We start from the raw sequence: 23,632 nt of genomic DNA on the forward strand, positions 1-23,632 counted from the left end.
ATGATGACAAGAATAGAAAGACATATTGCAAAACAATCTAAGATAGACATCTGGATGCAGCAATTGTCCACAAAGACATTAGTGATTATCGGCATGCATGTCTTCATGCTGGTTGCAATTTTATTCATAGATGCTCTGGATTACCGTGCTAAGATATCCTTATTTGCATTTTTATCAGCGATGACGTTATGGGTGGCAACAAAAATCCCCGCCGGTTTTGTAGCCATTGCACTCATTATATTCATTATTTTAATGGGTGCAGGGGAATCAGAATTGTTATACCATTCTCTTTCTGAGGAAGTTGTGTGGCTGATGGTCGGCTCGTTTATCATTGGCAAGGCGGTTAAAGTATCTGGATTAGCGGAACGCTTAACCCTTTTCATATTAAACAAGTCTAATAAAAAAACTAATATCCTCTTTGGTCTAAGTTCGGTTTTATTTACATCGGCATTTTTCATACCTTCTACATCTGGTCGTGCGGCCTTATCCATGCCGATTATCCATCAAATTGGCCGGAATTTTTCGGCAAAGGAACAGAGCGTGTTAGCTATATTAGCACCTGTTATTATATTAATGAGTACCTCAGCTACGTTAATAGGTGCAGGATCGCATTTAATTGGGATAGGGCTGCTGAAAAGCACGACAGATCAAAGTATATCTTATATCCAATGGTTTATATGGGGAGTCCCATTTACAATCGTCATTTCAGTATTTTCGGTTTTATTCATCAAATGGATACTATGGCCAAAAGGTGAATCAGAGGAAATAGAAGATCTGCAATCTGAAGAAAAAAATAAGCATCAAAAAACAATTAATGGAAAAGAAAAAAAGACTTTGATTTTAATTTCGTTTTTAATAGGGGGATGGATGACAGAAAGTATACATGGCTATGATATAGCTTTTATCACGATGGTAGGTGCAATTTTAATGATGATGCCGCATTACGGAGTTATTAGCTGGCAACAAGGAATTAATGCTGTATCCTGGAATTTGATTCTATTTGTTGCTGCTGCAACTGCACTGGGAAAGGTGTTGGTGGATACAGGTGTAGTTCAATGGATTGAAAATGAAATGCTAGGTATACTGCATTTGTTTACAGGATCTCCAGAATGGCTCATTGTTTTGATTATCCTGCTTATAACTGTGACAAGTCATCTATATATTACTTCGCATACAACACGCGCAATCGTCTTTATTCCAGGTTTATTATTATTTAGTGAAACAATAGGAGTTGAACCTTCAACAGTTGTTTTTCTAAGTCTGGTAGGTATGAACTATTGTGTTACATTTCCAGTCAGCTCTAAAGCATTGCTTCTCTTTTATGAGGAAGCAGGAATTTCATACGATGCTGATAAGCTATTAAAGATCAGTGCTATATTAATGCCTGTTTATATAACTATCATGATGCTATTCTATTTTTCTTTTTGGCGATGGACGGGGATGCATTTATAAAAAGTTTGATGATTTATAAGAACCTGATGAAGTCTTTATATGAAGAGCAAATCCGGAAAGAATTATAAATCAATTCGTTTCATCATGCAGGAAGGAAATGTATAATTATTCTGTTTAAGCAGATAAAAGCACGTGTTCAATTTCATCATTTTTAATTGCACGTATGCTTTTATCTGTTATCTTAACAAATGATTTAAAAATGTGTCAGCTGCCAAAGACAAGCAAGCATCTTTCTTCGTGGCCAATCCAATCTGTCTTTTTTCAATAACTTCATCGATGCTCACTTCAAATAATTCCTTATTGGCCAGCTCTTTTAATACAAGCTCTTTCGTAACAAACGCAATACCCATACCAATTTTTGCACATTCGATTAATAATTCCACGCTGCCAACTTCTATATCAGGCTGTACATCCAGTTCTCGTTTAAGAAAAAGCTGATTTAGAAATTTCCTGGAGCTGCTTGCTTCAGAAAAAGAAATAAGCGGATATTCTTGGATTGCTGACAGAGAAAGCTTTTCTTTCGATAAGTGCTGAAACTTCTTCCCTGCAACAAATGTGCTGTGAATACTTAAAAACTCTGTTATAGAAATATTATTTTGATGGACTGGCAGGTGAACAATGCCGATATCAATCAGTCCATTTTCCAGTTTTTCTAAAATCTGTGGTGTCGAGCCATGCTGTAACCTGATTTGGATGTCAGGGTAGAACTCTTGAAAGGTTTGTATATAGGGAAGAAGATAATGCTTGCATGTGGAATCACTCCCTCCAACGGTAACAGACCCGCTTTGTAGATTTTTCATTTCTGTCATTTTTTGTTCTGCATGATGAATTAAATCAAACGCTTGTTTGAGATAATCAAATAACACGTCCCCTTCCTTTGTCAGCAGAACCCCCTTTGATGTTCTGGTGAATAGCTGCATACCCAGTTCGTTCTCCAGCTGTTTAATGGAATGACTCACACTTGGCTGCGTAATAAAAAGACGGTGTGCTGATTTACTAAAGTTCTTTTCGATAGCTGTTATGTAAAACATACGATATAAGTCTGTATTTATGATATAGACACCACCTATAGCTCTTATTAAAAATAACAATTTCATTTATATCATAATCCAAATTATAATGAAGAACAAACAGCAACGGTTAGAAGGGGAGATAAAAATGGAGGAAAATCATATGTTTGACAGCAAAGCAAGAAGCCCCTGGACGTCTTTGCGGGGAATTAAAAGGATAACGGTTTCGCCTGGGAAGCAAAGAATAGAGGCTGCGATTACTATTCCAGGAAGTAAAAGTCTGACGAACAGAGCGCTTATCATGAGTGCTTTAGTAGACGGGAAATCTCAAATAAGCGGCATCTTAAAAAGTGATGATTCCTATTGGTGTATCGAGGCCTTAAAAAAATTAGGAGTAAATATCAAGCTTCAGGGTAATACAGCGTATGTCGATGGAAACGGAGGAGGGTGGAGTTCTGCTGATTTATATATAGGTTCAGCTGGAACCATTGCAAGATTTCTGCCGGGGGCATTGGCGGCGTGTCGTGAAGGAGAGTGGGAGCTGGAGGCGAGTCAAAGTATGCGTAAAAGACCGGTTGCCCCGCTTATTGACGCTTTAAAAGAGCTTGGTGCTGAAATCGATTATTTAGCTGCGAAAGATTATTATCCATTGCGGATGAAAGGAACCGAAATGAAAGGTGGAGAAGTCAGCCTTTCAGGAGCGATATCCAGTCAGTTTATCAGCGGGGTATTAATTGCGGCGCCGTATTTCAATGAAACCACGACAGTAACCATCAAGGACGAAATTGTGCAGCATGCCTATGTCTATTTAACCCTGGATTTAATGAAGGAGTTTGGTGCAAATGTGCAAGATGATCATGCGCTCCAGCAAATCGTTATAAATCCTCAAGGATACAAAGCAAAAGATATCCAACTGGAGCCAGATGCCTCTGCGGCCTGCTACTTTTTGGCGCTGGCGGCGGTGACAAACGGAAGGATACGGATAAATGGTTTGACAGAGAAAACCAAACAGCCGGATATTCAGATGCTGGAAGTTTTTGAGCAAATGGGCTGTAAAGTTACAAGGGGTACTACATTTATTGAATTAGAAGGTGCTGCCCAATTAAAAGGTGATTTCGTTATCTCTATGAAGGAGATGTCTGATCAGGCATTAACATTAGCAGCAATCGCTCTATTTGCGGATGGGCCAGTGACAATAAAGGAGATTGCGCATATCCGCCATCATGAATCTGATCGGATACGTGTTATTTGTAAAGCGTTAACTCAGCTGGGTATTAAAGTAGAAGAATTTAGTGATGGGTTAAAAGTATATCCTGGCACCCCGAAATCAGCCTTTTTAAACACATATGATGATCATCGAGTTGCGATGGCATTAGCATTGATTGGCTCAAGAACAGAAGGAATACAACTAAATGATCCGGGCTGTGTTTCCAAAACATTTCCTCAATATTTTGCGTGGTTGGAGGAGCTAGGTTTGAGAATAACAAAGCAAGGAACTGAATAATTGTAAAAAAATCAGCGTTGAAATTACTTGTCTTTTTACGGCTTACTTCAATAAATATGCATAAATTAAAAAGTAACGATTATCGTTCACGAGCGAAAGAGGAGCCGTTATGTTTTAGCGCATGCTTTGCGATTTAAATGAACTGGTACTTATCCGTTACAAATCATAATCACATTTCCGTCAGGATCACTAATATTGAAATAGGCAAAATCATTAAATTTTATGATTTCCGATACTATCTCATACTTCAATTTTTCGATATATTCATAAGCTTGATGGATATCATCTGTATGAAAATTAAATAAAGGACCCGGGTGTGGTGTAATTTCTTTTGTTGTGCCAGATGGTCCTGCATCAAGTGTGATACCAGTATTCTGATTCATCTCTAAGTTATATACTGGTGGTGACACGTATGAGACATCGATTGGTTGATTTAATAATTTGCTATACCAAATGACGGATTTTTCTAAATTACTGACATGAGTGAATTTCATAATTCAAAGCCCTTGTGTCCCAAGCTTTTTGAAACATAAAAAAAGAAGTACCTCCCCAAATCTTGTATAATGGTAGTTACCCAGAAAACCATAAAAAGACTGGAGGAGTACTTCTTATGACCATTATACGACAACCGAGTCTATTTGGCATCCAAGAATTATATGACATGGAACCTACCCAAAAATATGAAGCGATTATTTCAGCGATTGATCTGGATCGTATTTATCATGCGATTAATAAGAAATCCCGGCTTGGAGCGCCTGTTGAGCTAAATTATGCAGGGATGATTATTTCCTTTTTTATTCGCTACATCGAGCGTATCCCAACCATCAAAGACTTAATCAAGCGTCTAAATGATGACTTTATCTTTAAAATGAACTGCGGATTTCTTGTTTCCGATTCTACACCATCAGAAGCTGCTTATTCCCGCTTGGTAACGAAATTGAGTGAATCAGATATTTTAGAAAAATCCTTCGAAAGCGTAACGCTGGCAGCCGTCACCGAAGGGTTTATTGTCGATGAAGTCATTGCCATTGATGCAACCCATTTTGAAGCACGAGATAAGGCACCTGCCAAAAAAGAAGAAAAATCAGAAACTACGCCAAAAAAGCGCGGACGCAAATCCAAAGAAGAACGCGAACAGTACCTTAAAGACCAAGCGGAAAAGGAAGCAAACCTGCCATTGTATGAAAAGAAAATCGAAGCACAGTTAGACGTTCCGTTAGACATCTTGCGTGCAGAAGTGCCAATAGCCCCCAAATGGGGTGTGAAAAAGAATGCAGATGGTAAAAATGAATACTGGTTTGGCTATAAAGCCCACCTCGCAGTTGGTGCATCCAGCCAATATATTCTGCAATCTTTGTTTTCATCTGGCAGCTTAAATGATGGGAAAGCCGCTATTGCCCTATTGAAGGGAATGGATCAACGACTTCCGCTTACGTCTGCTTCTTACCAGACATTGGATGCGGGTTATGATTTTGAACCGATTTATGAACAGATTCATCGCATGTGTCAACAGTCTGTCATTGCCTATAATAAGCGCAATGAAGGCGAAATGATCGGGTTTGATAAGGATTTTGCCCCAACCTGTTTGCGAGAACATTCCTATAAATATGACAGCTTTGATCCGAAATACGAAACATTGAAATATACCAGACCAAAGGAATGCAGCGACTGTCCCCTTGCGAATGAAGGTATCTGTCAAAAAGTGTATAAAATCAAGATAACTACCGATTTAAGAAGGTATACCGCACCAGCACGAGGATCAAAAGCTTGGAAAAATATTTTCAAACAACGGACAGCAGTAGAACGTGTTAATGCTTATCTGAAAGAGTTCTATCAGCTAAACAATGTTCGTTATCGCACTGGAAAGCGTGCAAAAGTTCATTTTGACATGGTCGCTTTGATTTATAATGCTTCCAAATTAGCTGCTGATCGCATCCAAGCAGAGCTTATTCAGCAACAACAAGCGCATAATTTTTGTTTTTAAAAATACACTTTCGAAAATTCGGTTCGTCTTTGTATTTTTAAAAAGAGCAATTATGAAATTCATTCACATGGATAAAAATTGTATTTGTTTTATTTAAAATAGGGTGAGGCATTGGAAACTCTCCTTAAAATATATTTTTTCAAGATGGGAGGGAGACCTAGTATGAATCATGAACAGGTTTATTTAACTTGCTGATTTGTTTAGAATTATTATAACATAATATTCCTAATATTATGTTATAATAATTGGATTTAGAAACATATGCTGGACGATGGGTATAAAGTTTTTGCGAGGAAATAGTTATAATGCTTTTTCAGCAAGATAAAAAGCATCCTTTCTACTAGTAGAAAGGATGCGCACACCATATTTTATAACGTTTCTTTCTTATGATTATTATACAAATCTTTCGCTGCTTTTGGAGCTGTCCAGAATGTCGTAATCAGCAGGAATACAACAGGTACGGCGGTTACCACAATAAAGGATTGCAGAGCATCGACACTGCCCTCGCCAATCGTCACTAATACAATAGCAACAAGTCCCATGACCAATGCATAAAACGCTCTTAACCAGCTAGGAGGATTTCCTTCACCGGTAATCGTCATGGAAATGGACAAGGCCATAGAGTCTGCCGTTGTTAATACGAAAATAACAGTGGCCAGCAAGAACAAAGCACCGAAGATCATAGGAAACGGCAACTGTTCTGTAATAGCTATCATGGCAGCAGGAGGGCCAGCCTCATCTAATGCAGTTGATATCGAGCCAGGAGAATTTAGTTCATAGAAAATTCCTGTCCCGCCGACAACAGTAAACCAAAATGTTGTAATGATTGGAGCAATAACAGCAACGGCGACGATAAGTTCGCGTATGGTGCGTCCACGTGAGATACGTGCTGTAAATAGCGCCATAATCGGACCATAGCCAATAAACCAAGCAAAGAAAAATACGGTCCATAAGCTAAGCCAATCTTCATCTCCCCGGAAAGTACTGAATGAAATAAAATCATTTACATAAAGGCCAAAAGCCTCGAAATAATTATTAAAGATAAAGAAGCCTTGTCCAAGTAATAAGATTCCAATGATTAATCCAAGTGCCAAGAGAACATTAAAGCTGGTCAACAGCTGAATGCCTCGATGAATCCCTGTTACAGCAGAAATAGCTGCACCAACAACGATGACGATAATAATGATAATTTGAATAACTAAGGTATTTGGCAAACCAGTTAATGCATTTAATCCATAACCTGTCTGCAAGCCTAAGAAACCAATCGGTCCAATCGTTCCAGCAGCAACAGCAAGAATAGAAAAGGAATCAACAAGTGTTCCTAATACACTTTTTTGCATGACTTTTTCGCCCAAAATTGGATACAGTAAAGATCTTGGCTTCAATGGCATGCCCTTATGATAATGAGCATACATTAATACGATCGTACCCAGTGTTCCTAAAATTGCCCATGACAGAAATCCCCAGTCAACGAAACTGGATGCTAAAGCTGGTACAATCGCTTCGACAGTCCCATTTTCAATTCCAGAGAAACGGGGAGGCACGTCTATAAAGTGGGATAAAGGCTCTGCAGCAGCCCAGAATATACCTCCTCCAGCTAATAACGTACACATAATGATACAAATCCATTTAAATGTACTCATTTCTGGTTTTTCCATCTTACCTAAACGAATTTTTCCGTATTTAGAAAATGCTAAGCCTAACGCAATAAAGAATGTGACTAATACGGTCAGTTGATAAATTACTCCAAAATAAGTAGCGGACCAGCCGAATAAAGTATCAACCATATTAGCGACAAGGTCAGCGTTAATAAGTGCAGCTACAACAAATAGGATGAGTGCACCGCCACTTATAAGGAATGTTGGTAAATCTATAGAAGACTTCTTTTTATTTGAATCTTGCATTCCTTTGTTTCCTCCGTTTTTTTAATTATTCTATACGTTTATTCTTCCTCCGAATCCCAATTTCTATTTAATGAGTATATAAAAATTTTTTACGAGGGGAAATGCGAAAAAGCCCCGACATGTTGTTTTATTATCATGAAATAGGTAACAGAAACGCAGAAACATAAAAGTGGAATCATACTTCAACAACGGAAGTATAATTCCACCGTTCTATACCCTAAATCACTTTTATCAGATTGTCAATCATACATCCTTATTTGAAATTCTCTCTTTTTTTGGAAAATAATTATTGGTTAAAGAAGATGTAGAAGAGATAACATTAAAAACAAGTCAATGATAAAAGTTATTGCAACTGGTGAAATAATTGCAGGAGCTGGTATTTCAAGTACAATGACTACGGACTAGCAACCTAACGTCTATTGATGAATTATTAAAAGAAGTCCCAGATTCAGTTAAAAAGCAACAACACGAAATAATACTCATGCTGTTGCTCATATGCTAATCGAATTCTTTCATTTTTCCAAAGTATAGTGTACCTAATAACCAAAATGCAATGGTTAATAAAATCACTGTTATTAATACAGGAATTGCTCCAAATTGGATGATAAATGGTACGGAAGCAGCAGTTACAAGGCCGCCGCCAACCATTGGTTCAAATAATATTTGTTTATAACCAAACGCATTGAGTGCAGGCGATTTATTCTCTGGATCCACGATACGCATAAGCATTATTCCTGTCGCTGCAACTCCGGTACTTTGACCAAAATCTCCAATTCCTCGTTCAAACCAGTAACTCGGAATCATCTTAGGTCCGAGATATAGGAAGAGGAAGATATTAATAGCTATACCGACAATGGAAAGTAAAATAAATGGAATGATATTAGCTCCAATTACTTGCAAGTTTAGTGAAGCCATGGCACTAATGATTAGAAAATCCAGTGCTACTCCTTGTATTGTGTTAATCGTGTCCCGATCAACTAATTCATGATAATCAAAGCGGGATAGAAGGATTTGGACAATGATCCCGCCAATCATTGCAAATGGAAACAAAGGAACATATTCAAATAAATAAATATCCAGCGCACTTCCATACGTTACAGCTTCTAACCAAACAAACGCTTCTAATAGCACATACCCAATGAATATAGAAATACCAATTAGACCTAAATGAAATGCAAATGGTTCAATCGATAGCGGGGAGGTAGTCTTCGTACCTGCTGATTCACGGTGTTCTTTATTTATAATTCCTGTTCGTTGTTCAAAAGAAATTTCATCGGGATGACGTAACGTCTGCGATTTCCCTTTTCGTGCAGCCCAATTCACCATAATCATACCAATTACTACGCCGGACAGTATTCCTACCGTTGCTAAACCAATAGCTAGGTCATAACCTTCAGAGAATCCGAGTTCTTCAAATGTACTTTGTAACCCTGCAGCCGTTCCATGGCCGCCAACAAAGCTAATTTCAATCAGTGCTCCTGCTGCAGGACTAAGTCCAAAAAAGGGGGTTAATACGGTGAGCGTTAGTAATATACCTGCTACGTATTGAGCCCAGGATATTGTGTAGCCTAAGGCTATTTGCGGTCCGCCAACCCTCCACATCTTTTTAGGTTTTGGTAAGATAAATCCAATAAATAAACATGCAAAAACAATATTAATCAATAGCTCAGGTAAACCCGCCCAAACTTCTACTATATCTTCAGTAAAGAAGCCAGCATCAAGAAAACCATCTGTAGTTAGCCGGCCTAATACTTCTGGTCCCAATAAGAGAGCTAAGAAACCACCTATCAAAGACGTAGGTAAGAAGAGTTTTTGAAGGATGGGGATTTTCAATCGGATAAGCTTCCCGATTACGAGCAGAGCGGCAAGTATAATAACAGCAAAACCGACAATTTGTAAGGACATAGATAAACTCCTTTTCATAAAAATTTAAGAGGGTTTCCAAGTTGAAATGAAATAAAAAAATATTGAACTTCACTATACCCGTCATAATACTATGAAAAACATGTCATGCACTCTTTAACGTACGTCAATGTTGCATAAGTATATCGTTTGATTGCTCTGGAATAGAACTTGAAATGACTGCTTTATCTCGTGAATATTGCTTTTTTTAATTTTACTTTTGGTGTGCCGTGTTCTTAGGTGGGATAGGGATTATATGGGGGATAATAACCGATGTGGGGACTTATTATAGGTGGTGAATCAGGATTTAAAGAGTGAAATAAATAATAATAAAGAATCGTCTTTGTTTTCAATTAACGTTAACTCGTGATAAAAATAATGTCTTGCATTTTACACTTTTAACTGATATTATCATTTTTAACATGTCAGAATTTGAATTAAGATTCTTGGTAGGTTTTTGAGGACATAACAGGATATTGGAAATTTAATTGATTAAGTGAAAAACCATATAGCAAGCTATGTTAGAGCATTTAAGGTAATAACAAAATTTAATATTATTCTTCGGGGCAGGGTGTAATTCCCGACCGGCGGTGACAAACCTATAGAGTTTGAAGTCCGTGACCCGCGTTTAGCGGTGGATCTAGTGAGATTCTAGAGCCGACAGTAATAGTCTGGATGGGAGAAGAAAACGTAAGTCAGCACATGAATGGGTGTAGTGTACTCTTTTTTGCGTACATAAAACTGTTCAGGTGTATTGGACATAGTTTATTTAAGGACGCCCCGTGATTTTTTTTACGGGGCTTTTTTACGTTTCGGAAAGGAGGAAGCACATGGATGAACGGTACATGGATCAAGCAATAGAGCTTGCGGGTTTAGGAAGAGGAAAGACATATACCAATCCATTAGTCGGTGCAGTAATCGTGAAAGACGGTGTCATTTTAGCGACTGGCTATCATTCGAAATACGGTGACAAGCATGCAGAAAAAATGGCTGTCGACCAATGTGAATTCCCCGAAGAGATAATCGATGCAACGATATATGTGACGCTGGAGCCCTGCAATCATACTGGAAAACAGCCCCCTTGTACCCAAACGATTATAGACAGCGGTATTTCCAAGGTTGTGATTGCGCAGCTTGACCCTAATCCTGTGGTAGCAGGCAAAGGAAAGGCTTATTTAGAATCACAAGGGATACAAGTCATTTCCGGTATATTGCAGGAAAAGGCGGAAGCGTTAAACAAGCACTACAATTATTTTCACAGGAGACAGCAGCCTTATATTGTATTAAAACAAGCTGTCAGTCTGGATGGAAAGCTCTCTGTCGATTCGTTTCAGCGGACGTATCTTACAGGAGAGGAAACTTATAAAAAAGTACGTGAAGAGCGGCAATATTATCAGGCCATTTTGGCAGGAAGCCGAACCATTTTAGCGGATGACCCCAAGCTTTTACCAAATATAATCACTGATTTTCCCCCGGTTCGTATCATTTTAGACCGGAGAGGACAAACACTGGATTTTGAAAAGTACCAAATTTATAAAAAATCTGTTCCAGTCTGGGTATTTACAAAAAACAATTCCATCGCAAATATACCCGATCATGTCCGATTGATACCCGATCAGCACTGGAACATTTCAAAAGTAGTTAATTACTTGCAGAATGAGGGGATTCAATCGGTTTATGTGGAAGGCGGAAGCGAAATTCATGATGCATTCCTGGCAGAAAATAAGTTTGAAGAAGTGATTACGTATATCTCGCCTAAGCTGATTGGCGGCAATGGAGTATCCGCTTTTTACAGTGATAGAAAGGTTTCGTCAGTGACGCCTTTAGCTTTACAAAGTGTGGAAACTGTTGGTGATGATATACGAATCGTAAGCAGGAGGGGAGAAGAAGGATGTTTACAGGATTGATTCAGGAAATAGGGACAGTCAAGAAAATCAAAAAAGCAAGCCGGCATATTGAGTTGACATGCACAGCGTCCAGCGAACTTCTGCAGGATTATCAAGTTGGAGACAGTATGGCAATCAATGGGGTCTGTCTGACTGCCATCGAAGTGAACGATTCAGATTTTACAGTAGATATTATGCCGGAAACATTTCATAAAACAACATTATCTGATGTGCGTGTACATGCAGCGGTGAATCTGGAACGTGCGATGCCAGCGAACGGACGCTTAGAGGGACATATTGTTTCAGGTCATGCAGATACTACCACGCGATTAATTAAAAAAGTAAAAAAGGAGAATTCCGTCATTCTCACATTTTATTATCCACCGCAAATACAAGGAGAAATCGTGGCCCAAGGGTCGGTTGCGGTTAATGGGACAAGCTTGACCGTGTCAGCTGTCACACCTGGATCATTTAGTATTTCACTCATTCCTTATTCGATGAATCACACCAATCTGGGACAGTTAAAACAAGGAGAATTCGTGAATGTAGAGACGGACATACTCGGAAAATATATCAAAGCCATGATAGGCACAGAAAAGAATCAAATGTTAAGTAAATACGCTGGAGAATAGAGGGGGAATAAGGATGATAAATCATATCGAAGCTGCTATTACTGCATTGAAACAAGGACAGCTGATTATTGTAGCGGATGATGAGGATCGGGAAGCGGAAGGTGATTTAGTTGGTCTTTCAAGTAAAGCAACTGCTGAAACAATCAACTTTATGACAAAACACGCCCGGGGATTGATTTGCGCTCCGGTTTCCGAACAAATTGCCAAGAATTTAAATTTATGGGAAATGACCAGCGAAAATACAGATGAGTATCAAACAGCATTCACTATCAGCGTGGATCATAAAGAAACAACCACAGGGATTTCTGCATTTGAACGGGCAAAGACGATTCAGGAATTGGCAAATAGAAATAGCCAGGCGGATGATTTTAACAGACCAGGCCATATTTTCCCGTTAATCGCGAAGGATGGCGGAGTACTGGAACGCAGGGGACATACAGAGGCAGCAATCGATTTGGCAAAACTGGCAGGAGATAGCGAAGCAGCCTATATTTGCGAGATTTTAAAGGATGACGGGGAGATGGCTCGACTGCAGGATTTAAGAAAGCTTGCGGAAGAATGGAATATGCCGCTGGTTACCATCGAAGAGCTTGCAGATTATTTGGCTTATTCCAGTATCCACGCAAATGCCAAAGTGAAGCTGCCGACCAAACATGGAGATTTTGATTTGTCCCTCTATCAGGACAAAGAAGGAAAAGATCAGCTCGTATTATCGATGGGAGAAATCAAGGATAATGAAGAGCCTGTCTTAGTCAGGGTACATTCCGAATGCTTGACTGGAGATATTTTCGGTTCCCATCGCTGTGATTGCGGTGAACAGCTGGAGAGAGCCATGCAAATGATTGCCGATGCAGGGTGTGGCGCCATTCTATATCTAAGGCAGGAAGGAAGAGGAATTGGACTGCTCAATAAATTAAAGACGTATGAATTACAGGAGCAGGGAGCAGATACCTATGAAGCGAATGTTTCTCTCGGATTCCTTCCGGATGAGCGCCATTATGATATCGCCGCATGGCTGTTGAAAAAGGAAGGAATATCAAAAATCCGTTTGCTGACGAATAATCCGGATAAAGTAAGTGAATTACAGCAATACGGTATTGAGGTGGCTCAAAGGGTGCCATTAGAAACAACTGTTTATCATGAAAATAAACACTATTTAAAAATAAAAAAAGATAAATTTCATCACCTATTATCTGTAGAAGGAGAATGATTATGACTGTATATGAAGGAATGTTCCAAGGAGAGCAATTGAAAGTAGCCATCACGGTTTCCAGGTTTAATGAGTTGATTACATCTAAATTATTGGAAGGTGCCAAGGATATTTTGAAAAGGCATGGGGTAAGCGAAGAAGATATCGATATTTTCTGGGTGCCGGGAGCTTTTGAACTTCCGTATGTGACAAAGCAGGTGGAAAAGACAAAAAAGTATGATGGGATTATAACTCTTGGAGCAGTTATTCGTGGCGCAACCACACATTATGAGCTTGTCAGTAATGAAGCAGCCAAAGGCATCGCGCAAATCGGCTTGAATGCAGAAATTCCTGTGATGTTTGGTGTGCTGACTACGGAAACGATTGAGCAGGCATTGGAGAGAGCAGGTACAAAAGCAGGGAATAAGGGTGGAGAAGCTGCGTTAGGTTTATTAGAAATGGTTTCGTTGAATAAACAGATTCATGCTTGATATACATGAAAGGAAGGTTATCCATATCGAGGATAGCCTTCTTTTATTATGGCAAAAATATATTTAATTAAATATATTTTTATTGCATTTCTATCACTTGAGTAGTAAAATGAAGATATAGAAAGGATATGAGGCGAATGAAAAAGAACACCCTTGGTTCCTTGATTTGGCTGCGGATTGCCCGCTTCATGCATCAGAGCAATCAGCTGTCCAATGACTTTCTAAAGCAATTTGATATTACCGTTGCCCAATTTGATGTATTAAACCAGGTCTGGTCTTATCAACCTCTTACGCAAAGTGAGCTTGCTGCCCGAGTGACCGTATCAGAGGGAGGCATTTCACGTATGCTTGCCCGGCTGGAGCAGGATGGATATATCCAGCGTAAGCAGGATTGGAAAACAAAATGGATAAGTTTGACGTCAAAGGGAGAAACCAAGATAGAGGAAGTTTTTGAACATCAGCTGGCTTTTCAAACATCTGTGGTTGATGACTGTTTAACAGAAGAAGAACAGCGAACACTATATATGCTTATGTCGAAGCTGCAGAAGCATACAGAAAGCAAATTAAAAAAATAATATGTCTATTATTTTTTTAGCTATAACTTGACTAGTAAACTGATAAGGGAGAGATAATTTATGTATACCATTCCAGGACACCATCACATTTCGATGGTTACAAAAAATGCAAATGAAAATAATCGTTTTTATCGGGATGTATTAGGTTTACGCCGTGTGAAAATGACAGTGAACCAAGATGACCCTTCTATGTATCACTTATTTTATGGAGATAAAACAGGCAGCCCAGGCACGGAGTTAACCTTTTTCGAAATCCCGATGGTTGGCAACACACATCGGGGGACGAATGCTATTACTCGAATTGGTCTCTTAGTTCCATCGGAAGAGAGTCTGAGTTATTGGGAAGAACGCTTTGATACGTACAATGTTTTACACGGCGGGATAGCAACCTATGCTAATCGAACTGCAATGAAATTCGAAGACCCGGAAGGACTGCAGATGGTATTGCTTGTTGCAAATGGAGAAAAAGCAGACCACTGGGAAACCTGGGAAAAGTCAGATGTTCCTGCTGAACACCAAATCCAAGGTATGGGATCCGTGGAGATAACCGTAAGAAGACTGGATAAGCTGGCGTCCACATTGACGGATATGTTTGGTTATACAGAGGTCAGCCGCAGCGAGCGGGAAGCTATTTTTCAATCTGTTCCGGGCCAGGTTTTTGGAGAAATCGTTGTGAAATATTTAGACGGTCCCACGGAAAGACCAGGTCGCGGCAGCGTTCATCATGTAGCGATTCGTGTAAAAAACGATGAAGAGCTTCAATATTGGGAAGAACAAGTCAAGGAACGCGGATTCCGATCATCCGGCATCGTGGACCGCTTCTACTTTAAAAGCTTATATTTCCGCGAATCCAATGGTATTTTGTTTGAAATCGCGACAGATGGCCCAGGATTCACTGTTGATGGGGATGTGGAGCATTTGGGAGAAAAACTTGATTTACCGCCATTCTTAGAAGAAAAGCGTGCTGAAATTGAAGCAAATCTAGCTCCGATTGAATAGTAAAAAACGGCAAATAAGGAAGGTTTCATACGGAACCTTCCTTATTTGCCTATTCATCATTTGGCAATCGGAATAAGCTTTGTTAAATGATTGATTTCATATGTAGGCTCCATTCCTGTGGTGTTTTCCTTATGGTCAGGATTAAACCAGCATGTGTCAATTCCATAGTTTATTCCGCCCTGCATATCAGAGGTTAAGGAATCTCCAACCATTAATGCGCTTGCTTTATCGGTGAGGCCAAGCTTGGAAAAAGCATAATCAAATATGCGATAATCCGGTTTTTGAAAACCCGTTTCCTCTGAAATAATTACCGCTTCAAACGTGTTCTGAAGCGGTGAATTTTCAATCTTAGGTAATTGCACATGCTTAAACCCATTCGTGATAATCGCGGAACGCTGTTCAGGAAGCGAATCAAATAAGACGTCAGCACCATCCACCAGGTATATTTCTTTGCTTAAATTTTCAAGATAAGCATGGTTAAATGCTGCTCCATCCATAGAAAGGCCATGCTTTTCAAATAATCTTCTAAATCGTTCGGATCCTAATTTAGTTATCGACAGCTTTCCCTGCTCCAATTCACCCCAGAGTACCTTGCTGATTTCCCGGTAGCTGCTCCGGTAGTCTACAAGACCATTCGGCAATCCAAAGGCTTCAAATGTTTTTTGTAAAGCCCCTTTCTCCGATTTGCCAAAGTCAAACAAGGTATCATCCATATCAAAAAATATTACATCGTATTTCATTGCTTTGTTCCTCTCCCTTTTGAACATCTTACCTCTTCATTATAGCAATCATGGAGAAAAGTTACAGAGTCTGGTGAGAAAAGGAGCGGAAATTAAAAAGAAACAAAAACAGCCGTGCCTCCTACATGTTAAAAGGAAGCACGGTTTTTTTTAAAAGCTTTTTCACTGATTTTATCGCAGTAATAGTAATGGCTCTGTTTGGATTGTCCCTGCAGAACACAGGTCACCAAGACGTCTGAGACAACGCATTTCGATGGGACGATTACTGTCTCCATCGAAATGTTTATGCGTCAAAAAACGCCCGCTAAAGGAAATGTCCCTTTATTTAAAAGGGCGTAATGCCAACAAAGATGGCCGTTTATACATATTCGTGATATTCGTTGGGATCCTGTCCTTCTACACGGCCGTCTTCCCCTTTATCCAATGAATCAATTGTTCTCATATCCTCAGAGGATAATTCAAAGTCGTTGCTATTGATATTATCTTTTTGATGCCTTGGATTGCTTGATTTTGGAATAGTAAAAACGCCAGCCTGATAGTTCCAATTCACAATAATTTGTGCCGGAGTTTTACCGTATTTATCTGCAATTTCTTTTATTGTGGCATTTTCGAGCACGTCATTCAGATAACCGCGTCCAAAAGGACTCCAAGCTTCCGTAAGAATGCCCCGTTTTTCATTTTCTTCAACCATCCGGTTATTATGAAAATACGGATGACGCTCTACCTGGTTTGTAGCAGGCGTCACACCTGTTTCTTCGATAATGTTATCCAGATGTTCGGGTTCAAAGTTGGAAACACCGATGGTTCTGATTAATCCTTGTTTTTGAGCATCCACTAAAGCCTTCCAAGCTTCTACATATTTGCCGTCTTTAGGGTTCGGCCAATGAATTAAATACTTGTCAAAATATTCTAGTCCCATGCGGCGTAAAGATTCCTGAATAAAGATAAATGCCTTATCGTATTCATGGTGCGAGCCGGGCAATTTTGCGCTGATTAAGATTTCTTCTCTTGGGAGTGCAGATCGACGCACAGCTTCCCCGACAATACCTTCATTGTTATAGTTTGTTGAAGTATCGATTAAACGGTATCCCAGGTTCAAGGCGTTTAAAATTTCAAATGTACCCTGATCCCCGTCAATACCAATCGTGCCTAGTCCTACGAAGGGAAGTACGGAGCCATCATTTAGAATAAAACCGTTATGATTAACAGTCACAATCTCATCTCCTTTACAATCTTTGTAATGCAAGCTGAGAATGATAGATGTCTGTCATTATGAAAACAACAAGCGACCTTCAGCAAACCGAGCTTCCGGTCAATCATCAAACCCAGGTCACATTACCCGTATTTCATGTTTACATCTCTTGCTAAGATGTCCATAATTACTATACCCAATTTAAAAAAATCCTACACTAATTCGGTACAGATTGATGGAATGAGAAGATTTTCGTAATCAATCACTATTGTCATTTAGCAAAAATAACAGCCTTCAGTTTTTCCGGATCATCTGACTTAATGGCGACCTTGGAATATTCCTTTTGAATCCCCATAAATAAAGTTGCTTTAACTGGCTTTTTCATTTTTAAAATCATATCTGGATAAACCTGCTCAAAATCCTTTGCGATAAAATCAATGGTATCCTTTCCTAATTTACTTTTTAAAACAACAGAATCCTCTACTATGCACTCAATATCCTGAAAATCAATTTTGACCCGTTTTAATATTCCGAATGATACATAGAGAGCCTTTTCATCTGTATATATAGGATTCAGGCGGATGGATTGAATACTCGCTATCAAAAAAATCACCGAATAGATATTAAGAATCAATAAAATTATAGAAATAACAATAGACTTGTCGTGAAGCCACCAGTGAATAGCGAACGTTTCCACGATAATTGCATGAATCATCATAATCTGAAAGGCGATAAAGTTTGATTTTTTATGGAGTGTTATGCCGTTTGGCGGTGTCTTTTTCCAGGTGAAAAAAGCATAGTAAAAAACCAAAAACTCCGAGCAAATCACATGGATAATCGGGTTATTCTTTACATAATGGTCCACTGCTTTTGGAAAAGAAAAAATAACAGGCAATGCGCTTGTTTTCACTTTTTGTATAATGTCAGGAAGGTATCGGAAAAAAGCGATAACAAATAAAAGCTCAAAAAGCACCAACGCTGCTTCTGCACCTATCCCGACCCAAGTAATTGTTGCATAAGGGCCTAACAAGTGAGAGGGAATAAGAAGTCTTGCTATTATACAGCCTGCTGCTGCGAATAAAACAGCTGTCTTGATAGAGAATTTCTTTCTATACAGCATGAAAAATAGTGGCCCAATAATAACCAAATCAATTAACGAGCCTAAAACAACCGGATTAGCTTCCGGGGGTAAAACTTCAACTCCGACGGCTGTTTGATACAGCATATAATTACTGGCTAAAATGAGGCTGAGCATCAGCAGCCAAAGATACTTTCCTTTTTGCATCACATTCATCATCTACACCTCTTCTACAATTGTATTTAAATGGTTTAGTATTCGATCTAAATGTTGCAAATCCTCTAAAGGAAGCTGCCCATAAACATGATAATTGATGTCATCGTTAAGCTCTTGCAGTTTATCAAAATATAACTCTGCCTTCGGTGCCAAATTTAAAATGATTTCACGACGGTTCTCTTTATTAATATGACGAGTGATATATTCCTTCGACTCCAATTTATTCAGCAGCTGGCTAATGGCACTCATGGAAGTGTTCAAATGCTGAGATAAGTCTTTGGGGGAAGCAACTCCATTCTGAATCAGTTCTAATAGTAACACTTGTTTTGCAGTAAGCTGGTTATCGAGTTCATGCTCATATCTGCTGGCGAGTTGAATATTCAGCTGATTTTGTAAAGCATTGATTTTTTGAATAAGATCTATTTTGGAGTCCACTATAAAACACCTCGCTTTATAATTAAGCTAGCTTAACTATAAAGCAATTTAAATAAAAAGTATATCATAAAAATATTTCTATTTTAGTAAAAGCTGACGCTAATGTTTCTCATATGAGGTTTTGTGTATAATGAAAATAATTTTGAAATTTCATGTAATATAATTTATACTTTGTTAAGTATTTAAAGTGTGAAATATTAATCGTATTAGTTTATATGTTAAAAATGCTTTACAAAGATATTGGAGGAATAGAAATGATTTTTGGTGTGTTAAAGGATAATAAAATAGGAGAATACCGTGTGGTGTTAACTCCTGTTGAGGCAGCTGCCATTAAAGAAGATGGGCATACCGTTTTAGTTCAAAAGGATGCAGGTTTGTCAGCCGGCTTTACGAATGAACAGTATGAGCAAGAAGGTGCAGAGATGGTAGATACAATAGAAGAAATGTACAAGCGCTGTGATTTTCTTGCCAAGGTGAAAGAGATTGAAGAAAGCGAATATGGATTATTAAGAGAAAATCAGATTGTTTATACATGTATCCATCCGGCGGCACATCCGGAGCAAGTGCAGGCTATTCTTGACAGCAAAAGTGTTGCGTTTACTGCAGAGGATTCACATCGTTTTGGCTCCGTCAATTGTGAAGCAGCTGGAAAGCAAGGGGCGTTGATGGGGTTAAATGCGATGCTGACAATCAATGGCGGAAAAGGAAAATTTGTCAGCGGTCTAGCTGGCGCTCCCGGCATGAAGGTACTTATCCTGGGAGGCGGGCTGGTTGGAAGGTCTTCCCTGCAGGTTCTGCAATCTTTAGGCGCCTGGTGTACAGTGATGGATGTGAATTACGGGGTACTTAGAGATATCGGCAAGACATATAACGAAAAGGTAAATACGCAACTATCCACGAAGCAGAATATTAAAAAACTGCTCCCAGAAATTGATATGGTGATTAACTGTGTGAAGTGGCCAAAAGAAAATAAAGATTATTTAATTGACCGGGAGATGCTTCACTTAATGGAAAAGGGTTCTGTTATTGTAGATATTAGTAATGATGAAGATGGTGCCATTGAATCCTTCCGCGAAACAACACATGAAGATCCGATGTATGTTGAAAATGGCGTGGTGCATTATTGTGTAAGTAATATTCCGGGAGCGATTGCGAATTCTACCTCAGTTGCCTATGCAGCATCCGTGCTTCCGCATATTCGTTCCATTTTAAACCATGGTGTGAAGGAGGCCTGCATTCGTGACGGCTTTTTGAGAAGAAGCTTAACAGCCTATAAAGGCTATTTAACACATGAAGAAACAAGTGCTATTCAAAATCGGCCTTGGGCACGTCCGGAAGATGTACTCCAGCTGCAGGAGGAAGAAATAGACTTTGCACCGCCGGCAACACGGACAAGATCAACCAACTTTCTAGAGATTTAAAGCAACCAAGAAAAGGGGAAACTAGATGACGATAAACACATTATTAGTAGATTTTGCGTGTGCAAGTATTCTTATTTTATTAGGAATGTTTCTGCGCGCAAAATTGAAATTTATTCAAAGAAGCTTTATTCCTGCGAGCTTGCTGGCGGGATTTCTGGGTCTGGCATTGGGACCCAGTTTTTTAAATATTTTGCCGCTTTCTGAACATATTGGTTCTTACGCGGGTGTTATTACGATATTAGTATTTGCGGCAGTAGGGATTAATGGTTTTTCCTTTTCACCGGGCAATATGAAAAAGGATCTTAACCGGATGGGCGCCTATGCTATTTATAAGATTTTGGGGATTGCCCTGCAAATCGTTATCCCGATTGTTTTTGCCATTATCGTTATTTCAAAATTTATTCCAGAGATCAATTATGGGTTTGGATTACTATTAGCAGCCGGGTTCTATGGAGGTCATGGAACAGCTGCAGCGATAGGAACAACCTTTGAGAACCTAGGCTGGGAAAATGCAACGGATTTAGGCATGACAGCGGCCACCGGCGGGATGCTTATTGGTATTTTGGGCGGGCTCATTTTTATCAAATGGGCAACACGAAAAGGCTATACGCAATATGTGAAGGATTTCTCGGAAATTTCGGAGGATTTAAAAACAGGATTAGTAAAGCCTGAAAATCGAACATCGATGGGGAAGGATACCGTATCGCCTATCGCGCTTGACCCATTAGCTTTTCATGTCGCGTTATTGGTAGTTCCTGCCGGATTAGGATACTTATTAAATAACTATATTGCAGAGACCTGGAATTTAGAATTTCCGACATTTACGATTGCATTTATTATTGCGTTATTGATGTATCTTGTTTTGGGAAGAGGTAAAAAAGGTATTTATAAGTATGTAGATAGTAAGGTAGTAGATAGAATCGGAAGCTCTGCAACGGATTATCTTGTATTTTTTGGCGTGGCATCGATTCAGCTGCCAGTGGTAAGGGAGTACTGGCTGCCGTTGACGTTACTAATGCTTTCAGGGCTGGTTGTCGTTGTATTAACCCTTGTCGTAATCGGACCTGGTATGAACTACGAAAGCTGGTTTGAGCGCTCTATCTTTGTATATGGCTATTCCACCGGCGTCTTTGCTATTGGGCTCACGCTGTTACGAGTTATTGACCCAAATAATAAGTCTAAAACATTAACAGATACTGCAATTGTTGGACCGTTAAACACGCCTTTAGAGCTATTTGCGTGGTCAGCGGGGCCGATTATGCTGATGACCGGACAGCATTGGGCGTTTGTCGGAATTTATTTAGCTATTTCGATAGCCTGTTTTGTTATTGCGAGGATATTTAAATGGTGGTATTGGAAGATTCCGCTGGGAGAAAGGCCTCCTGTTCCTTTGGATAGGGAGGAATGATGTGTTCTGAGATAGAGTGATAAGAGAAGAAGACTGGCTTCGTGAAAGATTCCGGTCTTCTTCTTTAATTGCTTTTAAATTTTATTTCGTGAGTGAATTTCATAATTCAAAGCCCTTGTGTCCCAAGCTTTTTGAAACATAAAAAAAGAAGTACCTCCCCAAATCTTGTATAATGGTAGTTACCCAGAAAACCATAAAAAGACTGGAGGAGTACTTCTTATGACCATTATACGACAACCGAGTCTATTTGGCATCCAAGAATTATATGACATGGAACCTACCCAAAAATATGAAGCGATTATTTCAGCGATTGATCTGGATCGTATTTATCATGCGATTAATAAGAAATCCCGGCTTGGAGCGCCTGTTGAGCTAAATTATGCAGGGATGATTATTTCCTTTTTTATTCGCTACATCGAGCGTATCCCAACCATCAAAGACTTAATCAAGCGTCTAAATGATGACTTTATCTTTAAAATGAACTGCGGATTTCTTGTTTCCGATTCTACACCATCAGAAGCTGCTTATTCCCGCTTGGTAACGAAATTGAGTGAATCAGATATTTTAGAAAAATCCTTCGAAAGCGTAACGCTGGCAGCCGTCACCGAAGGGTTTATTGTCGATGAAGTCATTGCCATTGATGCAACCCATTTTGAAGCACGAGATAAGGCACCTGCCAAAAAAGAAGAAAAATCAGAAACTACGCCAAAAAAGCGCGGACGCAAATCCAAAGAAGAACGCGAACAGTACCTTAAAGACCAAGCGGAAAAGGAAGCAAACCTGCCATTGTATGAAAAGAAAATCGAAGCACAGTTAGACGTTCCGTTAGACATCTTGCGTGCAGAAGTGCCAATAGCCCCCAAATGGGGTGTGAAAAAGAATGCAGATGGTAAAAATGAATACTGGTTTGGCTATAAAGCCCACCTCGCAGTTGGTGCATCCAGCCAATATATTCTGCAATCTTTGTTTTCATCTGGCAGCTTAAATGATGGGAAAGCCGCTATTGCCCTATTGAAGGGAATGGATCAACGACTTCCGCTTACGTCTGCTTCTTACCAGACATTGGATGCGGGTTATGATTTTGAACCGATTTATGAACAGATTCATCGCATGTGTCAACAGTCTGTCATTGCCTATAATAAGCGCAATGAAGGCGAAATGATCGGGTTTGATAAGGATTTTGCCCCAACCTGTTTGCGAGAACATTCCTATAAATATGACAGCTTTGATCCGAAATACGAAACATTGAAATATACCAGACCAAAGGAATGCAGCGACTGTCCCCTTGCGAATGAAGGTATCTGTCAAAAAGTGTATAAAATCAAGATAACTACCGATTTAAGAAGGTATACCGCACCAGCACGAGGATCAAAAGCTTGGAAAAATATTTTCAAACAACGGACAGCAGTAGAACGTGTTAATGCTTATCTGAAAGAGTTCTATCAGCTAAACAATGTTCGTTATCGCACTGGAAAGCGTGCAAAAGTTCATTTTGACATGGTCGCTTTGATTTATAATGCTTCCAAATTAGCTGCTGATCGCATCCAAGCAGAGCTTATTCAGCAACAACAAGCGCATAATTTTTGTTTTTAAAAATACACTTTCGAAAATTCG

20 protein-coding genes and 1 riboswitch are annotated in these 23,632 nt (G+C 39.3%); of the genes, 12 read left to right on the forward strand and 8 right to left on the reverse strand.

Annotated elements, in window-relative coordinates; genetic code table 11:
- On the forward strand, positions 1 to 1,452 hold the full coding sequence (locus tag MKY65_RS02215) for an SLC13 family permease (protein WP_339181890.1): 1,452 nt from the start codon (positions 1 to 3) through the stop codon (positions 1,450 to 1,452).
- 176 nt (positions 1,453 to 1,628) lie between these two features.
- Here the strand turns inward: MKY65_RS02215 and MKY65_RS02220 are convergent, their stop codons facing one another.
- Complete coding sequence (locus MKY65_RS02220) at positions 1,629 to 2,549, reverse strand: LysR family transcriptional regulator (protein ID WP_339181892.1); 921 nt, start codon at positions 2,547 to 2,549, stop codon at positions 1,629 to 1,631.
- 61 nt (positions 2,550 to 2,610) lie between these two features.
- Between MKY65_RS02220 and aroA the strand changes: the two genes are divergently transcribed.
- A complete protein-coding gene (gene aroA, locus MKY65_RS02225; RefSeq protein ID WP_339181895.1) occupies positions 2,611 to 3,966 on the forward strand; it encodes a 3-phosphoshikimate 1-carboxyvinyltransferase in 1,356 nt (451 codons plus the stop codon).
- 149 nt (positions 3,967 to 4,115) lie between these two features.
- On the opposite strand, the gene MKY65_RS02230 is transcribed toward aroA, so the two are convergent.
- Positions 4,116 to 4,460 carry a VOC family protein gene (locus tag MKY65_RS02230; protein ID WP_339181897.1) on the reverse strand — a complete coding sequence of 115 codons (345 nt, stop codon included), beginning with the start codon at positions 4,458 to 4,460 and terminating at the stop codon, positions 4,116 to 4,118.
- Between the two features lie 116 nt (positions 4,461 to 4,576).
- On the opposite strand from MKY65_RS02230, the gene MKY65_RS02235 reads away from it, so the two are divergent.
- Complete coding sequence (locus MKY65_RS02235; RefSeq protein ID WP_339181899.1) at positions 4,577 to 5,950, forward strand: transposase; 1,374 nt, start codon at positions 4,577 to 4,579, stop codon at positions 5,948 to 5,950.
- Positions 5,951 to 6,318: 368 nt separating this feature from the next.
- Here MKY65_RS02235 and MKY65_RS02240 read toward each other — a convergent pair whose 3' ends face one another.
- Positions 6,319 to 7,854, reverse strand: a complete 1,536-nt coding sequence (locus MKY65_RS02240) for a BCCT family transporter (RefSeq protein WP_339181901.1) — start codon at positions 7,852 to 7,854, stop codon at positions 6,319 to 6,321.
- Between the two features lie 498 nt (positions 7,855 to 8,352).
- Positions 8,353 to 9,759: a sodium/glutamate symporter gene (locus MKY65_RS02245; RefSeq protein ID WP_339181904.1), complete on the reverse strand. Its 1,407-nt coding sequence runs from the start codon at positions 9,757 to 9,759 to the stop codon at positions 8,353 to 8,355.
- A gap of 550 nt (positions 9,760 to 10,309) precedes the next feature.
- A riboswitch (FMN riboswitch) is annotated at positions 10,310 to 10,447 on the forward strand.
- A gap of 139 nt (positions 10,448 to 10,586) precedes the next feature.
- Here MKY65_RS02245 and ribD point away from each other — a divergent pair.
- The 6 genes from ribD (at position 10,587) to MKY65_RS02275 (ending at position 15,528) form a co-directional block, all read left to right on the forward strand.
- On the forward strand, positions 10,587 to 11,663 hold the full coding sequence (gene ribD / locus MKY65_RS02250; protein ID WP_339181906.1) for a bifunctional diaminohydroxyphosphoribosylaminopyrimidine deaminase/5-amino-6-(5-phosphoribosylamino)uracil reductase RibD: 1,077 nt from the start codon (positions 10,587 to 10,589) through the stop codon (positions 11,661 to 11,663).
- The gene (gene ribE, locus MKY65_RS02255; protein ID WP_339181909.1) at positions 11,648 to 12,274 is read left to right on the forward strand and encodes a riboflavin synthase; all 627 of its coding nucleotides are present in this window, start codon (positions 11,648 to 11,650) and stop codon (positions 12,272 to 12,274) included. The genes ribD and ribE (MKY65_RS02255) overlap by 16 nt, the downstream gene beginning before the upstream one ends.
- A gap of 13 nt (positions 12,275 to 12,287) precedes the next feature.
- Positions 12,288 to 13,484 (forward strand): 3,4-dihydroxy-2-butanone-4-phosphate synthase, encoded by a 1,197-nt coding sequence (ribB, locus tag MKY65_RS02260; RefSeq protein ID WP_339181912.1) that lies wholly within the window; start codon positions 12,288 to 12,290, stop codon positions 13,482 to 13,484.
- A gap of 2 nt (positions 13,485 to 13,486) precedes the next feature.
- Positions 13,487 to 13,954, forward strand: coding sequence for a 6,7-dimethyl-8-ribityllumazine synthase (ribE, locus tag MKY65_RS02265; protein ID WP_339181914.1), 468 nt, complete (start codon positions 13,487 to 13,489; stop codon positions 13,952 to 13,954).
- Between the two features lie 137 nt (positions 13,955 to 14,091).
- Positions 14,092 to 14,529: a MarR family transcriptional regulator gene (locus MKY65_RS02270; protein WP_339181917.1), complete on the forward strand. Its 438-nt coding sequence runs from the start codon at positions 14,092 to 14,094 to the stop codon at positions 14,527 to 14,529.
- Positions 14,530 to 14,589: 60 nt separating this feature from the next.
- The gene (locus MKY65_RS02275) at positions 14,590 to 15,528 is read left to right on the forward strand and encodes a ring-cleaving dioxygenase (protein ID WP_339181920.1); all 939 of its coding nucleotides are present in this window, start codon (positions 14,590 to 14,592) and stop codon (positions 15,526 to 15,528) included.
- A 56-nt stretch (positions 15,529 to 15,584) separates the two neighbouring features.
- On the opposite strand, the gene MKY65_RS02280 is transcribed toward MKY65_RS02275, so the two are convergent.
- The 4 genes from MKY65_RS02280 to MKY65_RS02295 all read right to left on the reverse strand — a co-directional run bounded on the left by MKY65_RS02280 (position 15,585) and on the right by MKY65_RS02295 (position 19,189).
- The gene (locus tag MKY65_RS02280; protein ID WP_339181922.1) at positions 15,585 to 16,268 is read right to left on the reverse strand and encodes a YjjG family noncanonical pyrimidine nucleotidase; all 684 of its coding nucleotides are present in this window, start codon (positions 16,266 to 16,268) and stop codon (positions 15,585 to 15,587) included.
- 358 nt (positions 16,269 to 16,626) lie between these two features.
- Positions 16,627 to 17,481 carry an aldo/keto reductase gene (locus tag MKY65_RS02285; RefSeq protein WP_339181925.1) on the reverse strand — a complete coding sequence of 285 codons (855 nt, stop codon included), beginning with the start codon at positions 17,479 to 17,481 and terminating at the stop codon, positions 16,627 to 16,629.
- 250 nt (positions 17,482 to 17,731) lie between these two features.
- Entirely contained in the window at positions 17,732 to 18,757 is a 1,026-nt protein-coding gene (locus MKY65_RS02290) for a beta-carotene 15,15'-monooxygenase (protein ID WP_339181927.1), read from the reverse strand.
- Complete coding sequence (locus tag MKY65_RS02295; protein WP_339181930.1) at positions 18,758 to 19,189, reverse strand: MarR family transcriptional regulator; 432 nt, start codon at positions 19,187 to 19,189, stop codon at positions 18,758 to 18,760.
- 254 nt (positions 19,190 to 19,443) lie between these two features.
- Here MKY65_RS02295 and MKY65_RS02300 point away from each other — a divergent pair, with 254 nt between their 5' ends.
- The 3 genes from MKY65_RS02300 to MKY65_RS02310 all read left to right on the forward strand — a co-directional run bounded on the left by MKY65_RS02300 (position 19,444) and on the right by MKY65_RS02310 (position 23,611).
- A complete protein-coding gene (locus tag MKY65_RS02300; protein ID WP_339181933.1) occupies positions 19,444 to 20,610 on the forward strand; it encodes an NAD(P)-dependent oxidoreductase in 1,167 nt (388 codons plus the stop codon).
- Positions 20,611 to 20,635: 25 nt separating this feature from the next.
- Positions 20,636 to 22,018 carry a sodium/glutamate symporter gene (locus MKY65_RS02305; protein WP_339181936.1) on the forward strand — a complete coding sequence of 461 codons (1,383 nt, stop codon included), beginning with the start codon at positions 20,636 to 20,638 and terminating at the stop codon, positions 22,016 to 22,018.
- A 219-nt stretch (positions 22,019 to 22,237) separates the two neighbouring features.
- Complete coding sequence (locus tag MKY65_RS02310) at positions 22,238 to 23,611, forward strand: transposase (RefSeq protein WP_339181899.1); 1,374 nt, start codon at positions 22,238 to 22,240, stop codon at positions 23,609 to 23,611.
- The last annotated feature ends 21 nt before the right edge of the window (positions 23,612 to 23,632 follow it).

Origin of the sequence: Oceanobacillus sp. FSL W7-1293 (assembly GCF_037969815.1) — a bacterium.
Classification (GTDB): Bacteria; Bacillota; Bacilli; order Bacillales; family Amphibacillaceae; genus Oceanobacillus; species Oceanobacillus oncorhynchi.

Coding starts and splice junctions, on each gene's coding strand:
- MKY65_RS02215 (WP_339181890.1), top strand. CDS start 1: ATGATGACAAGAATAGAAAGACATATTGCAAAACAATCTAAGATAGAC.
- MKY65_RS02220 (WP_339181892.1), bottom strand. CDS start 2,549: ATGAAATTGTTATTTTTAATAAGAGCTATAGGTGGTGTCTATATCATA.
- aroA (WP_339181895.1), top strand. CDS start 2,611: ATGGAGGAAAATCATATGTTTGACAGCAAAGCAAGAAGCCCCTGGACG.
- MKY65_RS02230 (WP_339181897.1), bottom strand. CDS start 4,460: ATGAAATTCACTCATGTCAGTAATTTAGAAAAATCCGTCATTTGGTAT.
- MKY65_RS02235 (WP_339181899.1), top strand. CDS start 4,577: ATGACCATTATACGACAACCGAGTCTATTTGGCATCCAAGAATTATAT.
- MKY65_RS02240 (WP_339181901.1), bottom strand. CDS start 7,854: ATGCAAGATTCAAATAAAAAGAAGTCTTCTATAGATTTACCAACATTC.
- MKY65_RS02245 (WP_339181904.1), bottom strand. CDS start 9,759: ATGTCCTTACAAATTGTCGGTTTTGCTGTTATTATACTTGCCGCTCTG.
- ribD (WP_339181906.1), top strand. CDS start 10,587: ATGGATGAACGGTACATGGATCAAGCAATAGAGCTTGCGGGTTTAGGA.
- ribE (WP_339181909.1), top strand. CDS start 11,648: ATGTTTACAGGATTGATTCAGGAAATAGGGACAGTCAAGAAAATCAAA.
- ribB (WP_339181912.1), top strand. CDS start 12,288: ATGATAAATCATATCGAAGCTGCTATTACTGCATTGAAACAAGGACAG.
- ribE (WP_339181914.1), top strand. CDS start 13,487: ATGACTGTATATGAAGGAATGTTCCAAGGAGAGCAATTGAAAGTAGCC.
- MKY65_RS02270 (WP_339181917.1), top strand. CDS start 14,092: ATGAAAAAGAACACCCTTGGTTCCTTGATTTGGCTGCGGATTGCCCGC.
- MKY65_RS02275 (WP_339181920.1), top strand. CDS start 14,590: ATGTATACCATTCCAGGACACCATCACATTTCGATGGTTACAAAAAAT.
- MKY65_RS02280 (WP_339181922.1), bottom strand. CDS start 16,268: ATGAAATACGATGTAATATTTTTTGATATGGATGATACCTTGTTTGAC.
- MKY65_RS02290 (WP_339181927.1), bottom strand. CDS start 18,757: ATGATGAATGTGATGCAAAAAGGAAAGTATCTTTGGCTGCTGATGCTC.
- MKY65_RS02300 (WP_339181933.1), top strand. CDS start 19,444: ATGATTTTTGGTGTGTTAAAGGATAATAAAATAGGAGAATACCGTGTG.
- MKY65_RS02305 (WP_339181936.1), top strand. CDS start 20,636: ATGACGATAAACACATTATTAGTAGATTTTGCGTGTGCAAGTATTCTT.
- MKY65_RS02310 (WP_339181899.1), top strand. CDS start 22,238: ATGACCATTATACGACAACCGAGTCTATTTGGCATCCAAGAATTATAT.